The 21,320-nt window shown below is 44.2% G+C and carries 19 protein-coding genes; 11 read left to right on the forward strand and 8 right to left on the reverse strand.

Features of this window, described 5'->3' with window-relative positions; translation table 11 throughout:
• Position 1: 1 nt before the first annotated feature.
• From CXF83_RS01235 to CXF83_RS01245, 3 genes are all read left to right on the forward strand, one after another.
• Positions 2–1,042, forward strand: coding sequence for a hypothetical protein (locus tag CXF83_RS01235; protein ID WP_101089013.1), 1,041 nt, complete (start codon positions 2–4; stop codon positions 1,040–1,042).
• 9 nt (positions 1,043–1,051) lie between these two features.
• Positions 1,052–1,648, forward strand: a complete 597-nt coding sequence (locus CXF83_RS01240; RefSeq protein WP_101089014.1) for an LPP20 family lipoprotein — start codon at positions 1,052–1,054, stop codon at positions 1,646–1,648.
• A 90-nt stretch (positions 1,649–1,738) separates the two neighbouring features.
• The gene (locus CXF83_RS01245; protein ID WP_101089015.1) at positions 1,739–3,070 is read left to right on the forward strand and encodes a transglycosylase SLT domain-containing protein; all 1,332 of its coding nucleotides are present in this window, start codon (positions 1,739–1,741) and stop codon (positions 3,068–3,070) included.
• A 73-nt stretch (positions 3,071–3,143) separates the two neighbouring features.
• Here the strand turns inward: CXF83_RS01245 and fadA are convergent, their stop codons facing one another.
• Positions 3,144–4,307 (reverse strand): acetyl-CoA C-acyltransferase FadA, encoded by a 1,164-nt coding sequence (gene fadA, locus CXF83_RS01250; protein WP_101089016.1) that lies wholly within the window; start codon positions 4,305–4,307, stop codon positions 3,144–3,146.
• 18 nt (positions 4,308–4,325) lie between these two features.
• Positions 4,326–6,479 carry a fatty acid oxidation complex subunit alpha FadB gene (gene fadB, locus CXF83_RS01255; protein WP_101089017.1) on the reverse strand — a complete coding sequence of 718 codons (2,154 nt, stop codon included), beginning with the start codon at positions 6,477–6,479 and terminating at the stop codon, positions 4,326–4,328.
• An 895-nt stretch (positions 6,480–7,374) separates the two neighbouring features.
• Here fadB and pepQ point away from each other — a divergent pair.
• From pepQ to hemG (CXF83_RS01275), 4 genes are all read left to right on the forward strand, one after another.
• On the forward strand, positions 7,375–8,697 hold the full coding sequence (pepQ, locus tag CXF83_RS01260) for a Xaa-Pro dipeptidase (RefSeq protein ID WP_101089018.1): 1,323 nt from the start codon (positions 7,375–7,377) through the stop codon (positions 8,695–8,697).
• Positions 8,698–8,754: 57 nt separating this feature from the next.
• Positions 8,755–9,375, forward strand: a complete 621-nt coding sequence (locus tag CXF83_RS01265) for a YigZ family protein (RefSeq protein WP_101089019.1) — start codon at positions 8,755–8,757, stop codon at positions 9,373–9,375.
• A gap of 92 nt (positions 9,376–9,467) precedes the next feature.
• Positions 9,468–10,925 carry a TrkH family potassium uptake protein gene (locus tag CXF83_RS01270; protein WP_101089020.1) on the forward strand — a complete coding sequence of 486 codons (1,458 nt, stop codon included), beginning with the start codon at positions 9,468–9,470 and terminating at the stop codon, positions 10,923–10,925.
• A gap of 109 nt (positions 10,926–11,034) precedes the next feature.
• On the forward strand, positions 11,035–11,562 hold the full coding sequence (gene hemG, locus CXF83_RS01275) for a menaquinone-dependent protoporphyrinogen IX dehydrogenase (RefSeq protein WP_101089021.1): 528 nt from the start codon (positions 11,035–11,037) through the stop codon (positions 11,560–11,562).
• Between the two features lie 76 nt (positions 11,563–11,638).
• Here hemG (CXF83_RS01275) and CXF83_RS01280 read toward each other — a convergent pair whose 3' ends face one another.
• Entirely contained in the window at positions 11,639–11,944 is a 306-nt protein-coding gene (locus tag CXF83_RS01280; RefSeq protein ID WP_101089022.1) for an ArsR/SmtB family transcription factor, read from the reverse strand.
• Positions 11,945–12,143: 199 nt separating this feature from the next.
• Between CXF83_RS01280 and hemG (CXF83_RS01285) the strand changes: the two genes are divergently transcribed.
• Positions 12,144–12,686, forward strand: coding sequence for a menaquinone-dependent protoporphyrinogen IX dehydrogenase (hemG, locus tag CXF83_RS01285; RefSeq protein WP_101089023.1), 543 nt, complete (start codon positions 12,144–12,146; stop codon positions 12,684–12,686).
• A gap of 85 nt (positions 12,687–12,771) precedes the next feature.
• On the opposite strand, the gene CXF83_RS01290 is transcribed toward hemG (CXF83_RS01285), so the two are convergent.
• From CXF83_RS01290 to def, 5 genes are read right to left on the reverse strand one after another with little or no spacing between them, the layout of a single operon-like run.
• Positions 12,772–14,214 (reverse strand): TrkH family potassium uptake protein, encoded by a 1,443-nt coding sequence (locus CXF83_RS01290; RefSeq protein ID WP_101089024.1) that lies wholly within the window; start codon positions 14,212–14,214, stop codon positions 12,772–12,774.
• A gap of 28 nt (positions 14,215–14,242) precedes the next feature.
• Complete coding sequence (gene trkA / locus CXF83_RS01295) at positions 14,243–15,652, reverse strand: Trk system potassium transporter TrkA (protein WP_101089025.1); 1,410 nt, start codon at positions 15,650–15,652, stop codon at positions 14,243–14,245.
• 7 nt (positions 15,653–15,659) lie between these two features.
• Positions 15,660–16,940 (reverse strand): 16S rRNA (cytosine(967)-C(5))-methyltransferase RsmB, encoded by a 1,281-nt coding sequence (rsmB, locus tag CXF83_RS01300; RefSeq protein ID WP_101089037.1) that lies wholly within the window; start codon positions 16,938–16,940, stop codon positions 15,660–15,662.
• Positions 16,941–16,945: 5 nt separating this feature from the next.
• Entirely contained in the window at positions 16,946–17,911 is a 966-nt protein-coding gene (gene fmt / locus CXF83_RS01305; RefSeq protein WP_101089038.1) for a methionyl-tRNA formyltransferase, read from the reverse strand.
• A gap of 4 nt (positions 17,912–17,915) precedes the next feature.
• Positions 17,916–18,428, reverse strand: a complete 513-nt coding sequence (gene def / locus CXF83_RS01310; protein ID WP_101089026.1) for a peptide deformylase — start codon at positions 18,426–18,428, stop codon at positions 17,916–17,918.
• A 135-nt stretch (positions 18,429–18,563) separates the two neighbouring features.
• Between def and CXF83_RS01315 the strand changes: the two genes are divergently transcribed.
• The 3 genes from CXF83_RS01315 (at position 18,564) to CXF83_RS01325 (ending at position 21,305) form a co-directional block, all read left to right on the forward strand.
• On the forward strand, positions 18,564–19,664 hold the full coding sequence (locus CXF83_RS01315; RefSeq protein ID WP_101089027.1) for a LysM peptidoglycan-binding domain-containing protein: 1,101 nt from the start codon (positions 18,564–18,566) through the stop codon (positions 19,662–19,664).
• Positions 19,665–19,809: 145 nt separating this feature from the next.
• On the forward strand, positions 19,810–20,829 hold the full coding sequence (dprA, locus tag CXF83_RS01320) for a DNA-processing protein DprA (protein ID WP_101089028.1): 1,020 nt from the start codon (positions 19,810–19,812) through the stop codon (positions 20,827–20,829).
• 2 nt (positions 20,830–20,831) lie between these two features.
• A complete protein-coding gene (locus CXF83_RS01325; RefSeq protein ID WP_101089029.1) occupies positions 20,832–21,305 on the forward strand; it encodes a DUF494 family protein in 474 nt (157 codons plus the stop codon).
• Positions 21,306–21,320 lie beyond the last annotated feature (15 nt).

Raw genomic sequence — 21,320 nt, forward strand, 5'->3', positions numbered from 1 at the left:
TATGTTAAAAAAAGCTTTTGTTGCCGTTGCCGTGTTAACTGCTATTACAGGGTGTAAGTCAACGGGTCCTAATGTTTGTTCTGCTTCAACACGAGTAGAGCTACCTGTCAGCAGTCATGTGGTTAAGGGAACTGCAAACACTAAGGTCATCATTTTTGAACCTGATCTTAAAGTTGACACCCGCACCGCTAAGAGTATTACAGCCTCTTTTCATCAGTCACTAAGCAAACAAGTCGATATGACGGGGTCAACAATTGTTGATCGAAGCTTAGCTACAAAATTGAAGTCAGAGTTACAGATTGCAGAAGCTAGCGGTCGATACAGCTCAGAAGGCGTGCCTATTGCTGATTTTGCTATTTTTACGGATATTGGTGTCGCAAATTTTTCTCGAGAATTTAGTGCTGCTCATGAGTCTTACGATCCGATAAAAGATAAGCGCGTGATGGTTGCAGCGGCGTGTAACTTTGAGGCTAAAATCGAAGCTAGTACACGCGCTGTATCATTACCTGACATGATAACGCTGGACCAAATTCAATTTGCAGGCGACAGCACCTACTCTTTTGATACCAATAACTCACGTTGTCCTATCTCTCAAGAGCAAATTAATAGCATGATTGCCGAAGCGGCTAAATATGCGGTGACACGTAACGATGATCTTAAGAACTTATTGGCGCCACGTGCCAGTGTTGTTGAAATGCGTCAATGTGATGCTGGCACTATGGTGCGTATCGATATGGGAAGTCGCAGCGGTGTAGAACCTGAGTGGGAAGTTGATTTTATTACCCATGAGAAAGTGACTAACTATGCTGGTGAAATTGAAATTGAGACCAGCGGATACGGTGAAGGTGAGGTTATTAATAATGCCGAACATGGCATTAAACCAGATTATGCATGGGTTATGATCGATAAGGACATGGCGGGTAAAGTAAAGCGTGGCGATACCGTGAAAGTAAAGTTTGAAGATGACTGTAATGAAATGGGTTTTCTTTCTAGCTTGTGCCATAAAACATCAGAATCAATGTCAAAAACATTTAGTTTTTAAGGGAATAGAATGAAAAAATTATTAATTACAACTGCTGTACTCGGATTGTTGGGTGGTTGTTCAAGTAACGATACAGTTCAAAATGTTCAACAAATAGACTGTTTTTATCCTGATGCACCAACGGTAAGTGCACCTCGTTGGGTGTGCGATGTAATGCCTGAAGGCATAGAGATGGGAGCTGTCGGTTATGCTAAGAAGAGCGTAGCGGGTTTAAGCATAATGCGTGATGTTGCCACTAACGATGCACGTGCAAGACTTGCTCAGCAGTTCGAGTCCAATGTAAATACACTGTTTAAGCAAGCGACGACAGCAAACATAGTGTCTACGACTGAAAGCGTGTCTGAAGAGGTAAATGAGTACTTTGAATCTGTCACTAAAAACGTCACTAGCCGAACCTTGTCTAATAGCCGAGTGATTGTTACTCAGCGCAGCCCAGGTGGCGGACTTTATACGTTAGTGGGTATGGATAAAGCAACTTATGATGAAAACATCGCAAAAGTTGTGACTGCAGCAAGTAAGAAAGATCCTGAATTATGGAACAAGTTTAATAATAAGAAAGCGGCTGAAGAGTTAGATGCAGTGCTTTCAACGTTACAAAAACTTTAGTATTTAGCAGGGAAAGAAGGAAGCGATTCGCTTCCTTCTTGCTTAAGGTTAAGTATTTTACTTTTCAGGTAGTGACGAAAGGATTCAACAATGAAAACTCGTTTAACAGGTTTGATGGCCTGCTTAATGTTGAGCGTGCCGTCAGTTTTTGCGGCTGATCGCTTTGCAGAGATAGATGCTGAAATCGATAAATCGAATTTTACTCAAGAGCAAAAGGATAAGGAATATCAAGATTTTGTTTTTGCGTATATGGCCGAATATGAAAATTGGCGAGTCGAGTACTTAAAAGAGTTTGATGAATATCGAGCCGAAATCATCAAGAAATGGGGTGTTGGTGATGTATCCGAACGCCACAAAAATGTTGAGTATTCAGCGGATCAAACCGTAAAATCAATCATTGATTATGACAAAAATGAGGTATCGATCTCGATACTTGTTGATAGTAATACCTCTGATGAAGATGCTAAAGCGGAGTTACAAAAGCAGATTGAGCTGCTTGTCGCTGTGCCAACGTCTAATGCGTCGAAAGTGATTATGTCAGTGGAGCCAAAAGCGATAGCCGCGGTTAATATCACGCCGGTGGCATTCTCAGCAGAGAATGAAAAAGAAGCTAAACAGGTCATTATTGAACAAACAAAAGCGCAATTAAGAGAGATAGATAAAGAGTCTGATAAGGCGCAGCTGACTAAAGCTGACAATTTATCTATTGATATGATTGAGCAAGTTTCTATTCAGAAAAAGAAAAAGCTAATTATTGTGGCCAAGGAGAGGCTCGTCGCAGTGGCAGATGATTACGATAAGCAAAGAGCGCAAAAGACGGCGACATTGACTGAAAAGAAGATCGTTGAGTACAAGGTTAAATTGCCTAAGAATGGCCTTAGCTCACGAGCCAGTGCTGTGGTTGATTTTGCTCAAACGGAGGGTGAAAAATGGCATATTTCTTCAGCGCTGATCATGGCGGTTATTCACTCAGAATCGAGTTTCGACCCTAAAGCCACATCACCGATACCCGCTTATGGGCTAATGCAGATTGTCCCTACAACAGCAGGTTATGATGTAAATCAGATCGTTAGGAAAATTAGCGAACCTATGTCTTCGGGGGATCTCTATGTTCCCGGCATCAATGTTGAAACAGGCGCTGCTTATCTTAATATTTTGGATAAACGTTATCTTAAGTCTATTGAAAATGACGAGAGTCGACTGTATTGCATGATCGCAGCGTACAACACTGGCGCGGGTAATGTGGCGAAAGCTTTTAATGCTGATGGTGCTAGAAATATCAGAAGGGCTGCTAAAGTGATTAATAAGATGGCGCCAGATGAGGTTTATCAGCACTTGTTACATAATCTACCTTATGATGAGACTAAGCATTATCTTAAGAAGGTCAGTAGCCGAATTGAGCTTTATCAAAATAAGATCTAACCTGAATTAAGGCTGATAATTGAAACAATAAAAAAGCCAGCGAATGCTGGCTTTTTTGATCCGCGAAGAAAGCTTACGGACGTTCAAATATGGTTGCGATACCTTGGCCTAAACCAATACACATAGTTGCAAGACCATATTTTGCATCTTTTGCTTCCATTAGATTGATAAGGGTCGTCGAGATACGCGTGCCTGAACAACCTAGCGGGTGACCCAATGCAATTGCGCCGCCGTTAAGGTTAATCTTCTCGTCGACAACATCCATCAAACCTAGCTCTTTAACGCAAGGGAGCGACTGTGCAGCAAAGGCTTCGTTGAGCTCAATAACGTCTAAGTCGTCAACCGTCAACCCAGCGCGAGCCAGAGCTTTCTTAGTTGCAGGTACTGGGCCGTAACCCATAATAGCGGCATCACAACCGGCAATCGCCATCGAACGAATACGCGCTCGAATAGGCAAACCGAGTGCTTTGGCTTTTTCTTCTTCCATCACCAACATGGCAGATGCGCCATCAGACAATGCAGATGAAGTACCTGCGGTAACTGTGCCGTTGACAGGATCAAAAGCGGGGCGTAGTCCAGAGAGTGATTCCATTGATGTTTCAGGGCGGATCACTTCATCATGCTCAACTTTAATCAGTGCGCCGTCTGCGTCGTGGCCTTCAATGGCAACGATTTCATTGGCGAAGCGACCTTCAACCGTTGCAGCTTGTGCACGTTGATGTGAGCGTACTGCAAATGCATCTTGCTGTTCACGGGTAATGCCATGCATTTTACCGAGCATCTCAGCGGTAAGGCCCATCATACCCGACGCTTTAGCGACGTTATTAGCAAGACCTGGGTGGAAGTCCACTCCATGGCTCATTGGTACGTGGCCCATGTGCTCAACACCACCGACGATAAACGTATCGCCTTGGCCTGTCATAATTGCACGGGCAGCTTGGTGAAGTGCATCCATTGATGAACCACACAGGCGGTTAATAGTAACAGCACCGACTTGCTTAGGAATACCTGCAAGTAGCGCAGCGTTACGTGCGATGTTGAAGCCTTGCTCAAGAGTTTGTTGTACACAACCCCATAGCACATCTTCAATGGTGTTCGGGTCAAGCTGAGGGTTACGCTCAAGCAGTGACTTCATGAGTTCAGCAGAAAGAGTTTCTGCACGTACATTTCTAAATACACCAGCCTTTGAGCGGCCCATTGGAGTACGAATGCAATCTACGATTACGGCATTTTTCATTGTTCTAATCCTTGCTGCTTAAGCCTGCTGGTAGTAGCTGCCATTGTTGGCGGCGAGTTCACGCATAGTGTCGGTTACTTGATATAGGCCACCTAGGTGAGCATATTTGTCAGCGAGAGCGACAAAGTTAGCGACACCCATAGTATCTAGGTAACGGAATACACCGCCTCTAAATGGTGGGAAACCAAGGCCATAAACTAAGCCCATATCCGCTTCAGCAGGCGAAGCGATAATACCTTCTTCAAGACAGCGTACTGTCTCGATAATCATTGGGATCATTGTACGAGCGATGATCTCATCTGACTCAAATGCTTTCTTCTCACCAAACTCAGCTTGCAGTAACGCATAGCTCGTTGGGTCTAAATCTTTCTTTGGCTTACCGCGACGGTCAACTGAATATTGGTAGAAGCCTTTGTTGTTCTTCTGACCAAAACGCTGGGCTTCAAACATAACGTCAATGGCATCTTTACCTGTTTTACCCATACGCTCTGGGAAACCTTCCGCCATAACGGCTTGAGCATGGTGACCCGTATCAAGGCCTACAACATCAAGTAAGTATGCAGGACCCATAGGCCAGCCAAACTGCTTCTCCATCACTTTATCGATAGCCGCAAAGTCAGCGCCATCAGCGAGTAGGCCACTGAAGCCTGCAAAATATGGAAACAATACACGGTTAACGAAGAAACCAGGGCAGTCGTTAACAACGATAGGGGTTTTACCCATCTTGCTGGCGTAAGCAACAACGGAAGCAATCGTTTCTTCAGAGCTGTTTTCGCCGCGAATAATTTCTACTAAAGGCATTTTGTGCACTGGGTTAAAGAAGTGCATCCCACAAAAGCGCTCAGGCTTTTTAAGGCTCTTAGCAAGTAGGTTGATTGAGATAGTCGAAGTATTTGAAGTGATGATCGTATCTTCACTAACATGCTGCTCAACTTCTGCTAGCACCATCGATTTAACTTTTGGATGCTCAACAACGGCTTCAACAATAATATCAACCGCTTTAACGGGAGCGTAATCCAGCGTTGGGGTGATGTTATTGAGTACCACTGCCATTTTAGCAGGGGTAGAACGACCACGTTTAACTTGTGCGGTTAGCAGTTTAGATGCTTCGTTAAGGCCTAAATCTAGCGCAGGTTGCGCAATATCTTTCATCACAATTGGGGTGCCTTTACTTGCACTCTGGTAAGCAATACCCCCGCCCATGATCCCAGCCCCTAATACTGCGGCTGAATTAACTTTCTTAGCAAGTTTGCCTGCTTTCTTGGCTTTACCTTTAACCAACTGGTCGTTTAGGAAAATACCAATCAGTGCTTGAGCTACTTCGGTTTTAGCCAGTTTCACAAAGGCTTGATGTTCAATTTTTAGTGCCGCAGCGCGATCGCATTGTGCCGCTTGCTCGATAACACTGACGACAGCCATTGGTGCCGGGTAGTGTTTTCCTGCAACTTTAAAGACCATGCCTTTAGCGGTTGCAAATGACATCATCGCTTCAAGTTTTGGCAGTGTTAGTGGCGCTAGCTTTCTAGCTCGGCGCGTCTGCCAATCGAGCTTTTCTGCTATGGCATCTTTCAACATTCTAAGTGCTGCACTTTGCAGCTTTTCTGGTGCGACAAGCGCATCGATAGCACCAATTTTTAATGCGGCGTCTGGTCGCTGATCTTTGCCTGACGTGATCCACTCAAGGGCATTGTCTGCGCCGACTACGCGAGGTAAGCGAACAGTGCCGCCAAAACCTGGAATGATGCCTAGCTTAGTTTCTGGTAGACCAATGCGAGCGGTGGTGTCTGCAACTCGGAAATCGGTGGCTAGAATGGTTTCACATCCAGCGCCGAGTGCAAATCCATTAATGGCTGAAATCGTCGGGAAAGGCAGATCTTCCAATTTGTTGAAAACAACATTAGCTTCTTCCAACCAAGACAGTAGTACTGAATCTTCTTCAGCAAAAAGCCCCAAGAATTCAGTAATGTCAGCACCAACAATAAATGCAGATTTTGCTGACGTTAGCATTAAACCTTTGATATTGTTATTTTGCTTAATGCTGTCGAGTGCAGCATTTAAAGAGTCGATGGTTTCTCTATCGAACTTATTGACCGAACCTTGTGCGTTAAAACACAAATGAGCGATATTGTCCTCAAGTAACTCAACCTCAATTGTAGGGCTTTGGTAGATCATTGCTTGCTTCCTTATAGCTTAAGTTAAATATCCACTCTTACTTTTGTGAGTAAATATAACTCTCTTCTTCACAGCAGCTTCGGCCATCATTTGACCAGTTGTTGCTCAGTGTGCGACTAATCACATTAAATTACAACACCCAATTTAAACGACCGTTTTGTTTTTGCTTGTGCGTTACCATTAATGGTTTTATATCAGTGGTTTAATGTGATTGTTTTGTGTGTGCCTCTTGTTTTAACCTAAAACTATAGTGTTAAAATAGGTATTAAATGTTTGAAGTGCTAAATTTTTATATTAAATAAACCAGGGTGTACGCTTTCTCATTTGTAAATCACTCTGGTTAGAGCTGCTGTGATTAAAGCGCGACTTTTTTGTTATCAGCGCAACAACTTTACGTGGTTTTTGGTGGAGGCATCCGCTGATAGTTAAGCCAAAAAATAAGATTTAGAGGGGATTGCTGAATATGTATTTAATGCTCAGGGCGATAGTGCTAAATCCAAGCGCAGAATGACCTGTTTATAGGCAATAGACTTCATTGAAAACGCAGCTCAGGTAAGAGTGCTATACCGCTATGATTTGGAATATGCCAGTCAATACGCTGAACTGCCAATATCGATTGAGTGATTTGCGGATTAAAGTCAAATGATGGGCGTGCTGCCTGTAAATCTGGATGTTTGACGCTTATATGCATTAAAAGTGAGGAGTTTGCTAAGTTTAGCCTTCACTACGCCTTTTAATGCCGGATGAATATTATCCCTTTACCTATGCCTTTATACATCTCTGTAAACATGCTTTTTTAGGGGCAGTCCTACTGCGACAAATCTAGAGTTTTACCGACCTTGTGATAGACTGAGCCAACGTCGATACCAGACTATATAACAATAAGGTAACCCTCATGGAACAGTTAGCGCATCTTTATCGTGACCATATTAGCGAGTTAAGTCGCCGCGTGGCTGATATCACTTCACGTGAAAACTTGTCAGGTCTAGTGATCCACTCTGGCCAACTACATCGACAGTTTTTAGATGACATGGACTATCCGTTTAAGGTTAATCCTCATTTTAAAGCTTGGTTACCGGTGACGGATAATCCCAACTCTTGGTTAGTGGTTAATGGTCGAGATAAGCCTACTCTCATTTTTTATCGTCCTGTTGATTTCTGGCATAAGGTTGCAGATAAACCAACGGACTTTTGGGCTGAGCATGTCGATATTAAATACCTTACCAAAGCCGATAAAGTCGCAGAGTTGTTGCCAAAAGATATCAATGATTGGGCCTATATTGGTGAGCATTTAGATGTTGCTGATGTACTTGGGTTTACAAGACGCAATCCAGATTCAGTCTTAAGTTATCTTAACTACCATAGAGCCAATAAAACGGCCTATGAGTTAGCTTGTATGAGAAAGGCTAACGACATCGCAGTCACCGGGCATCAAGCTGCAAAGACGGCTTTTTACAATGGCGGCAGCGAATTTGAAATCCTGCAAGTCTACCTCAGCGCTATCGCGCAAGGTGAAAACCAAGTGCCATACGGTAGTATTGTGGCATTAAATGAAAATGCGGCGATATTGCATTACACCGCACTTGAACAAACAACACCGGCACATAGGCACTCATTTTTGATTGATGCAGGGGCTAATTTTCATGGTTATGCGTCAGATATCACTCGAACTTACGCATTTGAAAAAAATATTTTCGATGATCTGATCACCGCGATAGACACCATGCAGCAGCAGATCATTACCATGATGAAACCCGGGGTTAATTACGCCGATTTACACGTTGCGACGCATTATAAACTCGCGCAAATACTGATTGATTTTGATATCGTTTCAGGTGATATAAATGGTTTGGTTGAGCAAGGGATCACCAGTGTCTTTTTCCCTCATGGGCTAGGGCATATGCTTGGTTTACAGGTTCATGATATGGGGGGATTCCTTGCGGATGAGAAAGGCACCCATATTGCTTCGCCTGATGCGCACCCATTTTTGCGTTGTACCCGCACTTTAGCTGAAAACCAAGTGTTAACGATTGAGCCCGGTGTTTATATTATCGACTCTTTGTTGAATGAGTTGAAGCAAGATAAGCGTCAGCAACAGATAAACTGGGACACGGTTGATATATTGCGTCCTTTTGGCGGGATACGTATTGAAGATAACGTGATCGTACATAGCGACCGTACTGAAAATATGACACGAAACTTTGGGCTTAATCGGTAACGTTATGCGTTGTCCTAGTCCAATATTAATCCTAAGAACTTCAATGAGTCGTTTATTTTGAGTGAGAGTTATCTTATCCCTGCTGCCGAATTATTGATTGAAGAAGAGATAAAACATAGCCGATTTATCTCCTGCGTATTTCATTGCGGTTCAGCTGTAGAGTTTAAACGTGAACTCTCTCAATTAAAAATTAAGTATCCAGGGGCAAACCATTATTGTTATGCGTTTGTGGCAGGAGCACCGTCTGACAGCATCAATATTGGTTCTAGCGATGACGGTGAGCCGTCAGGGAGTGCGGGGCGTCCTATGCTGGCTTCGCTACAAGGTGCCAATATTGGTGAGATCGGTGCTGTTGTTATCCGTTATTTTGGCGGTACTAAACTCGGTGTCGGTGGACTTGTGCGCGCGTATAGCTTGGGGCTTAAAAAAGGGCTACCTTTACTAGATACTCAGCTAAAACAGATCCGTTACCCAGGTCAGCTGGTGTGTGGATACCATCAGTTGAAAGATGTTGAACATCTTTTTTCACAGCTTGATGTCGTTATTGAAGATAAAGTCTTTAGTGACACCATCAGTATTCAATTTGCGATCCCCAAGTGCTTTAAAAAGGACTTGAACCAAGAATTGGCAACCATGAGTCAAGGGCAGTTGATTGCGGTATTTAAGTCAACTGAATAGGATGACTGTTACTGGAAGTGAATCGGTTGTGAACAAAACCACTAAGTATGCGAAAATGCGTTTGAGCAAAAATGCGCTAGTAATGGAATCGAATGCAATATAGAACAATAATAAGAATAACAGGCCTATTAATGGGATTGTTTTCCTTGTCTTTACTTCCGCCAGCCCTTGTTGCTGTTATCTATAAAGATGGTGGCGGCATGGCGTTTATTCAGGCATTTGTTTTGTGTCTCATACTCGGGTTTACATTTTGGTATCCTAACCGCCATCATCGTAAAGATCTGCGTACCCGAGAGGGGTTTCTGTTAGTGGTGCTCTTCTGGGTGGTACTGGGCTCTATTGGTGCGGTGCCGTTTATTTTCTCAGGTCAACCCTCCCTTAGCCTTACCGATAGTTTTTTCGAATCCTTCTCAGCGTTAACCACAACGGGGGCTACCGTTATCGTCGGGTTAGACGCCCTCCCCAAAGCCATCCTTTTCTATCGACACTTACTGCAGTGGCTTGGTGGAATGGGGATTATTGTACTCGCCGTAGCCATTTTGCCTGTACTGGGTGTGGGGGGGATGCAGTTATATCGTGCCGAAACACCAGGGCCTGTTAAAGACAGTAAGATGACACCGAGAATTGCTGAAACAGCCAAGGCGCTTTGGTATATTTATTTTGCATTAACGGTAGCATGTGCAGTGGCCTATTGGGCTGCAGGTATGGATGTATTTGATGCAATATGTCACTCGTTTTCAACCATTGCGATAGGCGGTTTCTCAACCCATGACGCCAGCATAGGCTATTTTGATAGTCCCGCGATAAATATGGTCTGTGTCGTTTTTCTGTTAATCGCCGCCCTAAATTTTAGCCTGCATTTTGCTGCTTTTTCACGTCGAGGGATCAACCTCAAAGTCTATTTCAAAGATGCTGAATTTAAAGCGTTGATTGCCATTCAGTTGGCATTAACAACAGTCTGTTTCTTGACTCTGTATCATTCTGGCATTTATGACTCAGCTGAGGAAACACTTGATTACGCACTTTTTCAAGCGGTATCAGTGTCTACTACGGCAGGTTTTGGGACTGAAAGTTTTCATACTTGGCCGCTATTTTTACCGATTCTGTTGATTTTTTCGAGTTTCATTGGTGGCAGTGGCGGATCAACGGCAGGCGGTATTAAGGTGATGAGAATGATTTTATTGCTGCTGCAGGGGTCTCGTGAGCTTAAGCGATTAGTACATCCACGTGGCATGTTTTCCATTCGAATTGGTGGTAAAGCATTACCCGATCGGGTCATCGATGCAGTGTGGGGTTTTTTCTCTGCCTACGCCTTAGTCTTTGTGGTGTGCATGCTCATTTTAATGGCGATGGAAATGGATGCCATTACCGCATTTAGTGCGACAGCGGCATGCTTAAATAACTTGGGTCCAGGCTTAGGTGAGGTTGCCAGTAACTATGCCAGCATTGGTGATGGCGCAAAATGGGTACTGCTGTTTGCCATGTTATTTGGTCGCTTAGAGGTCTTTACGTTATTGATCTTGTTTACACCGACATTTTGGAAAAACTAAAAGAAGTACAGCACGACGTTCGCGACTAAGCTAGCTTTAATCATTGAGTTTTATATTAATCAGTCGTGGCCCTTTGCCATAATTTGAATCAGAAAATAGCAGGACGTTAATGAGTAATACACTAGTTATCTATTCGACCGTTGATGGTCAAACCAAAGCAATTTGTGAGCAGGTTAGGAAAATAAATCAAGAACTTGGCGCGACGGTAACGCTGGCATCATTAGATGAAGCGGAAAGCTTAGGTTTGGCTCAATTTGACAAAATATTAGTTGCCGCGAGTATTCGGTATGGCAAACATCGACCAGAGTTGTACCAATTTATAAATCGCCACCATGCGGTATTAGATGCGAAGAAAAATGCCTTTTTTACGGTTAATGTGGTGGCGAGAAAACCTGAAAAAAATACCCCTGAAACTAATCCTTACGTGAAAAAGTTTTTAGCGCTTTCATTGTGGCAACCGCAGCAACTAGCCGTGTTTGCTGGTAAAATTGACTACCCTAAATATCGACTCTTCGATAAAACCATGATCCGTTTTATTATGTGGATGACAAAAGGGCCGACGGATACCAGTGGTACGTTCGAATTTACTGATTGGAATAAAGTAGACGAGTTTGCCCGTGCTTTTGCTGAGCGCTAATTTTTACAGTGGTTTCAATTCTATAAGACATAAAAATGCCTGCTCACTCGCAGGCTTTTTTATGTCTAAAATAAGCTTAAGCACAATATTTACGATACAAAATTGAGATAACTTCGGTCACTTCTTTGTTCTTTAAGGTGTAAAAAACCACTTGAGAACTCTTGCGTGTAGCGACCAAGTCTTCAGAGCGTAATACAGCTAAGTGCTGTGATAATGCTGACTGGCTCAGTGGCACCGTTGCATTTAACTCGGTTACGCTTAACTCTTTGTCTAGCAGTAAGCACAAAATCATTAACCGGTATGGGTTGGCAATTGCTTTTAGCCATTTTGCAGCGCTTTCGGCATTAGTCACCATTGCACTTACATCAATTTCTTTTTGCATACGGTTACTCTCTTTTATCGCCTTTAATTAGTTAATTCTAATTGAGTTGTGATTATAAAACAATATACCTCTGCAACACAGGGATCTCAATTTTTGATGCTGATAATATGAGCTATACCTAATTTGTGATCTATTATCCTGTTAAATCGCTAATTTACTGTAACAATGAATTCAATATGGAATCTTCCGAGTTTGAATAATGAATAAATCAGTATTGGTCCTGTACTACTCTCGTGGCGGTCATACCGCTAGGATTAGCCGCGCGATTGCCGACCGTATCGTTAGTGAAGGGCATCAGTGCGATATGATGCACATTAATGAAGCTAAGGCTGAAGGGCTGGACTGGTCAAAGTATGACGTTGTTGCCCTTGGCGCGTGTGTGCTTTATGGCTCATATCATAAGTCGGTGTTTGAATTTGTCACTGAGCATCAGGCGCAGTTCACGGCAAAATCAGCCAGTTTCTTCAGTGTTAACGTGGTTGCGCGTAATCCTGAAAAACGTATTCCAGAAAACAATAAGTACCTACAAAAATTTATTGAGCTTTCACCTTGGAAGCCACTAGACGTTAAAGTGATTGCGGGTAAAGTCGATTACCCATCATGGCGCTGGTATGATCGTTGGATGATCCAATTTATTATGAAGATGACTAACGGTCCAACCGATCCAACATCGGTCATTGATTACACCGATTGGGAAGACGTTAATGTTTACGCCGACCATCTCATTAAGTTAGCCAAATAATCGAGTTTGAGTTTAATCGCTTGAGTGAAATGAAAGCCGCATTTGATGCGGCTTTTTAGTCTCTGAGTTTAATAGACTCAGAGTTTTAGTACTTCCAAAAGCTGGGGTGAAACAGCACTGCAACGGTTAAGATCTCCAACCGCCCGAGTAGCATCCCGATTGACAGTGCCCATTTGGCGGTATCGGGCAGCGTAGAGAAATTACCTGCGGGGCCAATTGTCGCTCCAAGTCCTGGCCCAACGTTTGTGACGGCAGTAATCGCACCGGTAAAACTGGTGACTGGATCTAATCCCGTTAGCACTAATACGATAGATAAACCCACAATGACCATGGTAAAGAGCAGCATAAAGGTGACCAGCGAGCGCACAATATCATCTCTGATTATGCGGTTGTTATAGCGCTCTTTAAACACCCCATTCGGATGGAATTGTTGTTTGAGCTGCTCACGCATAATAACGCCAGCAATTTGGAAACGGAAAATCTTAATCCCACCGGATGTCGAGCCCGAACAACTGCCAACAAACATTAAGAACAGAAATACAATATTGGCCACGGCGCCCCAAGCGGAGTAATCCGTTAAGCCATATCCTGTGGTGGTCACTACGGAGACAACGTTAAAACTGGCTAGACGAAGGGCATCAATAGGATCGATTTCTCGGCTGCTCCATAACCAAAGCGCCAGTAATGAAGATACTAAAAATATAAACTTTAAAAAGCCTTTTACCTGCGCATCATTCCATACTTTTAGCGACTTCTGCTGCACCATATAGACAAACATTAGCAAAGGTAGACCACCAGCAAGCATAAAGGTAATGCCGACCCAGTGTGCTTGATTAGAGAACGCCGCCATTGAATTGTCAGATGTGGAATAGCCGCCAGTTGAAAGGGTTGTCATGGCGTGGTTGATGGCCTCAAACCAACTCATACCGCTGTTGTGATAAGCCAGAAAACACAGAAAAGTGAGTAGGGTGTAAACAATAAACAGGCTCATTGCCATATGTTGGGTGCGAGGAGTCGCTTTGTCGCCCCAATCGGAGGATTCTGTTCTAAATAGCCGCATACCGCCGACGTTGAGAAATGGCAGTACCGCGACGGCCATGACGATAAAGCCGATACCACCAAGCCATTGCAATAAGGAACGCCAAATCAGGATGCTATGATCCATGCTATCGAGCCCCGAAAGCACTGTTGAGCCAGTTGTGGTGATCCCTGACATGGTTTCAAAAAAGGCATCGGTGTAATTTATGCCGTGATATAGGGTAAAAGGTAGCGCGGCAAATAAGCTGACAATAAACCAGGTCAGGCTGGTGAGTAGAAACATATCTCTGATGTTGAGGTGCAGTGTTTGGGATTGACCTTGGCGCATGCAAAAGCTGGCCGCAGTACCTGCAACCAGAGATGAGATCATAAATGCACCGACGGTTTCTTCACCGTAATAAAGTGCAAACGCACCGGGGATTAACATAAACGCGGTTAGCGTTGATAGAAAAATCCCCAATATAAACAGCAGAGGCCTAAAGTTCAGCATAGTGTTGAATTAAGTTCCCTGAACAGCTTTAAAAGAAGAAGGCGCTAGGTTGGAATAGCTTTTCTACTTCACCAATAAACTTCTTGTTTACTAAGAATAGGATGACATGGTCACCTTGCTCAATAACTGTTTTGTCGTGTGCCATTAACACTTCATCATCTCTGACAATTGCGCCAATAGTCGTACCTGGTGGTAGCTTTATATCGCTGATTTTCTTACCGACAACTTTGGACGTATTTTTATCGCCATGGGCAATGGCTTCAATGGCTTCTGCAGCCCCACGTCGCAGTGAGTAAACATTACAAATATCACCTTGGCGGATATGGGTTAATAATGCAGAGATAGTGGCTTGCTGCGGGGAGATGGCGATATCAATATTGGCCTCTTGCACAATATCAACATAAGCTTCTCGCTGAATCAGCACCATGACTTTTTTAGCCCCCATGCGCTTAGCGAGCAATGCGGCCATAATATTGGCTTCATCATCGTTAGTGACCGCAATGAATACGTCAGTTTGGTCTATGTGCTCTTCAAGTAGCAATTCTTGATCTGAGGCATCGCCACAAAATACCGTGGTATTTTCTAACTTTTCTGATAGCTCTTCAGCGCGTTCTTGCTTATGTTCAATCAGTTTCACCGAGTGGTTGCGTTGCAGTTGTTTCGCTAACCCAAGGCCAATATTACCGCCGCCGGCAATCATAATATTGCGATAAGAGTTATCGAGCTTTTGCATTTCACTCATAACTGCACGGATATGACGACTATCGGCCACAAAGAAGACTTCGTCATCAGCTTCAATAATCGTGGTGCCACGCGGCATGATGGGTCGACCTTGCCTAAAAATAGCGGCAACCCGGGTATCAATATTAGGCATGTGCTCTCGTAGCGCAGCTAAAGCATTACCGACAAGTGGGCCACCATAATAGGCACGAACGGCAACAAGACTTAATTTACCTTCAGCAAACTCAAGTACCTGCAGTGCGCCAGGATATTCAACTAAACGGCCAATATAAGCCGTGACCAGTTGTTCTGGGGCAATGAGCTCATCAATAATAAAACCGCCTCGTGGGCGATTTTCTGAGTGCTTAGTTTCGCTATCGATAAACAATTTATCGCGAAGGTTTAAATACTGCTCTGAACGGATCCGCGCAATTTTGGTTGGAGTACCAAACAGTGAATAAGCAATTTGGCACGCTGCCATATTACACTCATCACTGTTGGTGACCGCAATCAGCATGTCGGCGTCTTCGGCTCCAGCTTCTTTTAATACATCTGGGTGAGCACCATGGCCAACAATCACGCGTAAATCGTACTTATCTTGTAAGGTACGTAAGCGCTTTTTATCGGTGTCTACGATGGTGATATCGTTATTTTCACCGACTAAGTTTTCGGCCAATGTACCGCCAACTTGTCCTGCACCCAAAATGATAATTTTCATTGCCGTACTAATCCTTCACTAGGCGAGCGTAATAAAAGCCATCCATGTTTTCTTGTCCAGGAACAATTTGCCAACCCACATCACTCGGGTTTGGTTGTTGTTCGATTGGAACTAAAGTCGCGTCAGGTGTTCTTTGTAAGAAGGCACTGATCTGATCTTTGTTTTCCTGAGGCAAAATAGAACAGGTCGCATATAAGAGCGTGCCACCAGGTTTTAGCCACTTCCAGCAATGATCAACTATTTGTGATTGCAATGCTGCCAGCTCTTCGATGTCGTCGTTTTTTCTGAGCCATTTGATATCTGGATGACGTCGAATAACGCCCGTTGCAGAGCAAGGTGCATCTAATAATATGCGATCAAACTTATCACCTTGCCACCAGGAATCAATATCTGCAGCATCACCATGTATCAATTCTGCTTTCAATGATAGTCGGTCTAAGTTTTGTTGTACTCGTTCAAGTCTTTTGGCGTCATTATCAACCGCAACCAATTGAATGTTAGGAGCAAGCTCTAATAGATGACAGGTTTTACCGCCCGGTGCTGCGCAGGCATCGAGAACGAGCTCGTTACCCTGTGGTGCCAGTATCGTTGCCGCCCATTGTGCTGCCCCATCTTGTACCGAAGCCGAGCCTGTCTCAAAGCCAGGGAGCTGCATTACATCGCGTGGGCTTGCCAATAAAATCGCGTCACTGCTGCTGCCTGCTGAAGCTTCGACTTCAATATCGGCCAATGCACTTAAATAGGCATCACGCGTTTGTGATTGCTGATTGTTACGCAACCACATTGGCGGGCGCTGATGGCTTTGCTCAATAATCTCTTGCCAGTTTTCTGGATAAGCATCTTTAAGCCGCTTAATGATCCATGCGGGAGTATTATGCGCTAGCGTATCGTTATCGGTGGATAGTGGTTTTTCTTGGCGCTGGATGGTGCGCAATACCCCATTGACGACCTTAACCATACCCTCGAATTTTAACTGACGACATGCTTCTGCTGTTTCTGATATAGCGGCATGACTAGGTATGCGGGTGAAGTAAAGCTGATAACAGCCAACTAATAACAGTTGATGCACAATGCGTTGTTTGCCCTTAAGGGGCTTGCTCATGCAATCACTCACTTGCTTATCAATTTGTGGCAAGTGGCGCATTACGCCGTAGCAAAGTTCGGCCAACAGGGCCTTGTCTTTACCACTTTCAATATGTCGCTGTTGATCGGGTAGGGCGACTGAGAGTGATATCCCTTTTTCAAGGACCTGAAATACCACTTTTGCGGCAAGCGCTCTTAAATTCATTGCCATTAGGCTTGGTCGTCCATTTTATGAGTGAGTTGGGTGCCTGGTATAAACCAGTCTGCTCGAGAGTTAAGGATGTCGGCCACACTGAGTGGTTTTTTACCTGGAAGTTGCATACTGGTAATGGTTAATACGCCATCACCAGTAGCGATACTGATACCGGTTTTATCTGCTGAAATAATCGTGCCTGGCGCTGCAGTGGTGCTGCTGGCACTGACATGACTTTGCCACACTTTAATGGTGTTAGCTTCATGCTGATAGTGACTCACTGGCCACGGATTAAAGGCTCTGATTTCACGCCACAGTGCCAGTGCTGATTTTGACCAATCTAAGCGCGCTTCCTCTTTTGAAAGCTTGGCGGCATAATTTGCTAAGCTTTCATCTTGCTTTTCAGCGGGTAAGTTGTCTTCCGCTAGCGCGGCAAGTGCTCCAATAAGCGCGTCAGGACCTTGCAATGCTAATTTTTCATATAGAGTCGCAGAGGTATCTTCATCTTCAATGGTGAGCTTAGTTTTGAGTAGCATATCACCGGTATCTAAACCAACATCCATCTGCATAATCGTGATGCCAGTTTCGTTGTCTCCCGCCCACAAAGCGCGTTGAATTGGCGCAGCGCCTCGCCAGCGAGGCAATATCGAACCATGCACGTTAATACAACCTAGGTGTGGAGTATCGAGTACCACTTTAGGTAAAATCAAACCGTAGGCAACAACGACCATGATATCTGCATTGAGGGCGGTAAGCTCTTGTTGCGCTGCTTCATCACGTAAAGATTTGGGTTGTAGCACTGGAATGTCATTTTCGAGTGCCAACGCCTTTACTGGACTCGATTGCAGTTTCTTACCTCGGCCGGCAGGGCGGTCGGGTTGAGTATATACAGCGACAACATTATGCTGCGATTCGATTAGTGCTTGAAGGTGACGAGCGGCAAAGTCAGGCGTGCCCGCAAAAATGACATTTAATGGTTTCAAAAATTTATCCTTGTTTTGCATCTAATCGAGCTGCTTTTTCTAGCTTTTGCTTAATACGTTGACGTTTTAATGGTGATAAGTAGTCAACAAACAGCTTTCCTGCCAAATGGTCGAGTTCATGTTGCAAGCAAATCGCAAACAAGCCTTCTGCTTCTAACGTAAACTCATTACCGTCACGGTCAAGCGCTTTGATGGTGACAAACTCTGCCCGATCCACTTCGGCATATATCCCTGGAACAGACAGACAGCCTTCTTCATTACGAAAATCACCACTTTTGGCGGTAATCTCTAAATTAATGAACACTTTTGGCCGCTCGACCTCATCTTGTAAGTCTAATACGATGAGTTGCTGATGAAAATCAACTTGGGTGGCTGCTAGGCCAATGCCCTTTTCTTCGTACATGGTTTCAAGCATATCGTCGATTTGCGTCTGCAGTGCAGCGCTAAACTCAGTGATTGGCTGGGCAATCGTGCGTAATCTTTCATCTGGAAAACGTAACACTTTTAGTAAACTCATACCTAAACTCTTAACAGGTCTGTCAAATCTAAGTCAGTTGGTTATACTGGCTTTGGCTAATGACTCAATTTTAGTCTTTAGCGGCATTCAATAACAGCAAAAGCTCTACTTATAATCTAATAAAGAGCAAATAGCATGGATACCCTGATGAAACGGTTACTATTACTTGCCTCACTTATGCTTGGTTGTACGTTCGTATTCGCTGATACCTTGACACTTAAATCTGGACACCCTGAGTCCTATGTTGTCAAAAAAGGCGACACCCTTTGGGACATATCAACTTTTTTCCTAAAGGATCCTTGGCGATGGCCAACATTGTGGGGAGCGAACCCGCAAGTGGCGAACCCGCACTTAATTTATCCCGGTGATAAACTGACGTTGGTGTTTATTGATGGTGTGCCACGTTTGGTGGTTAAACCTCATTTAAGCAAGAGCCCTGCTGGGCGTATCTCGGCAAAGAACGGTGCCATCCCCGCGGTCGATTTGTCACTTATTCAACCTTATTTACTGCAAAACAGAGTTGTCGATGCAGAGTGGTTTGAAGCGCAGCCTATGATTATGGGCGGTGAAAGTCCGTCTAAATATCATGTGGTGTCAGATATTGTCTATGTTCAAGGTGAGCTGACCGTCGGTGATAAATTTGGCGTTTATGCGCAGGGCCGTGAGTTCTCTAATGCTGAGGGCGAGTCTCTTGGGTTAGAAGTGGTGTTGGCGGCCAGTGGTCGAGTGGTTGAATCCGGCGCTGTTTCTAAGGTTGAATTACTCAGTAGCTTACGCGAAACAAGAGCTGGCAACCGTATCTTACCGATTGAAGATGACTCGTTGATGTCAGCCTACTTTATGCCGAGAGCTGCGGAGTTAACCGCTGTTACGACCGTTTTGGCATCGGGTAAAGACATTCGAGCAATGGGTAAGCTAGATGTCGCCTACCTTGACCGAGGTTATATTGACGGTGTTGAAACTGGGCATGTGTTCTCTATTTTCAAAGAGGGTGATGTCGTCGTTATCGATGGTGATGGTATACCTGTACAGCCTAACGATCGTAATCGTTACGAGAAGATGTTAGCCAATGTCTCGGCGGATAATGCAGTACAAATGCCGGATCTATATCGTGGTAAGTTAATGGTCTTCAAAGTTTTCGAAAAGGTCAGCTTAGGAATTATCCTCAAAAATGAAAGGCCTGTCCGTATTGCGGATAAACTCACTATTCCCGATTCGCTGATAGCGGGCGAATAGTCTAGAGTTAGAGCTTATACCAGTGCAGCGATAGTGCTGCACTGACATTAGAGGCTAAGTTATTAATGACAAGCTGGTCGATTGGCTAGTTGTTTCTGCTGTATCCGGGTTAGGACCTGCTCGGATTAAACAATTAATAAACTACATGGATGTGGAAGAGCTAAGGCAAAGGTTAACCCATGAACCCGATGCATTACCTCTACCAGAGTCATTACTCAATGCTAATTTAACCCCCGATTACGCCTTAGTTGATACTGCACTTGAATGGCAACAACAAAGTGAGTTCAACCACTTATTGTGTTTGGCTGATCCTCTCTATCCGCCTTTGCTTAAACAGATTAGTGACCCGCCAACCGTCCTGTTCATCAAAGGTAATATCACCAGTTTAATACGCCCGGGTATTGCGATAGTTGGTAGTCGTAATGCCACGCCGGGGGGATTGAAAATGGCTTACTCGTTGTCTTCGCAGCTGGTGGATCAGCAGCTTTGCATTGTCAGTGGTATGGCGTTAGGGATCGATGGGGCTGCGCATCAGGCAGCTATTGATAACAGAGGCGTCAGCATTGCGGTTCTGGGCACAGGGGCTGAAGTTATTTATCCCAAAAGGCATCGGAGTATTTATCATGATATTCAGAATGATGGCTGCGTTATGACCGAATTTTGGCCGCAGGTGAAACCCTATTCTGGTAATTTCCCGAAACGAAACCGGATCATTAGCGGTCTAACTCTAGGAACCCTTGTTGTAGAAGCTAGCTTAAAAAGTGGTTCTTTAATTAGTGCTAGGTTAGCGAATGAGCAAGGGCGAGAAGTGTTTGCGATGCCGGGAAGTGTATTGAGTGGTCAGAGTGAAGGCTGTCATCAACTTCTTCGTGATGGGGCCAAATTGGTGGAGTCTGCTGGCGACATTTTAGAAGAAATCGCGGTTTTATCTGGCTACCACCTTGAAGAAGTGAAGGCCTGCCACCATATAGGGGGTGAGATAGTCTCTGATTTGCCATTTGCTTCGCTGTTAGCTAGTGTAGGTTATGAAACCACAACGATCGATAACGTGGTTGAGCATAGTGGAAAAGCCATAGAGCTAGTATTGGAGCAGTTGCTTGAGCTTGAATTACAAGGTTGGGTTACTGCTGTACCCGGTGGTTATGTAAGACTTAAGAGGAGCTAGCCATGTTTGATATCCTCATGTATCTATTTGAAAACTATGTGCATAGTGAAGCTGAGTTTTTAGTCGATGAAGACGAACTCACAAAAGAATTAACGCGTGCTGGCTTTCACCAGTCGGAGATAATTAAGGCTTTGACTTGGTTGGAAGGCCTAGCCGAGTTGCAAGAGGCGGGAACACCTTACCTTTGCAATCATGATCAACAATCTTTCCGTATTTATACCAAAGATGAGATAAATAAAATTGATGTGGAGAGCCGCGGCTTTCTGCTGTTTCTAGAGCAAATTAAAGTGCTCAGTGTCGAAACGCGTGAAATGGTTATCGATCGGGTGATGGAGCTCGACGAAACGACGTTAAATTTAGATGATCTAAAATGGGTTATCTTAATGGTGTTATTTAATGCGCCAGGCCATGAGTTGGCCTATGAACAGATGGAAGATCTCATCTTTGAGCAACCTGATGGTCGTCTACATTCATAAGTAAGCATTTGTTTG

The sequence above is a fragment of the Shewanella sp. Choline-02u-19 genome, from assembly GCF_002836205.1.
Classification (GTDB): domain Bacteria; phylum Pseudomonadota; class Gammaproteobacteria; order Enterobacterales; family Shewanellaceae; genus Shewanella.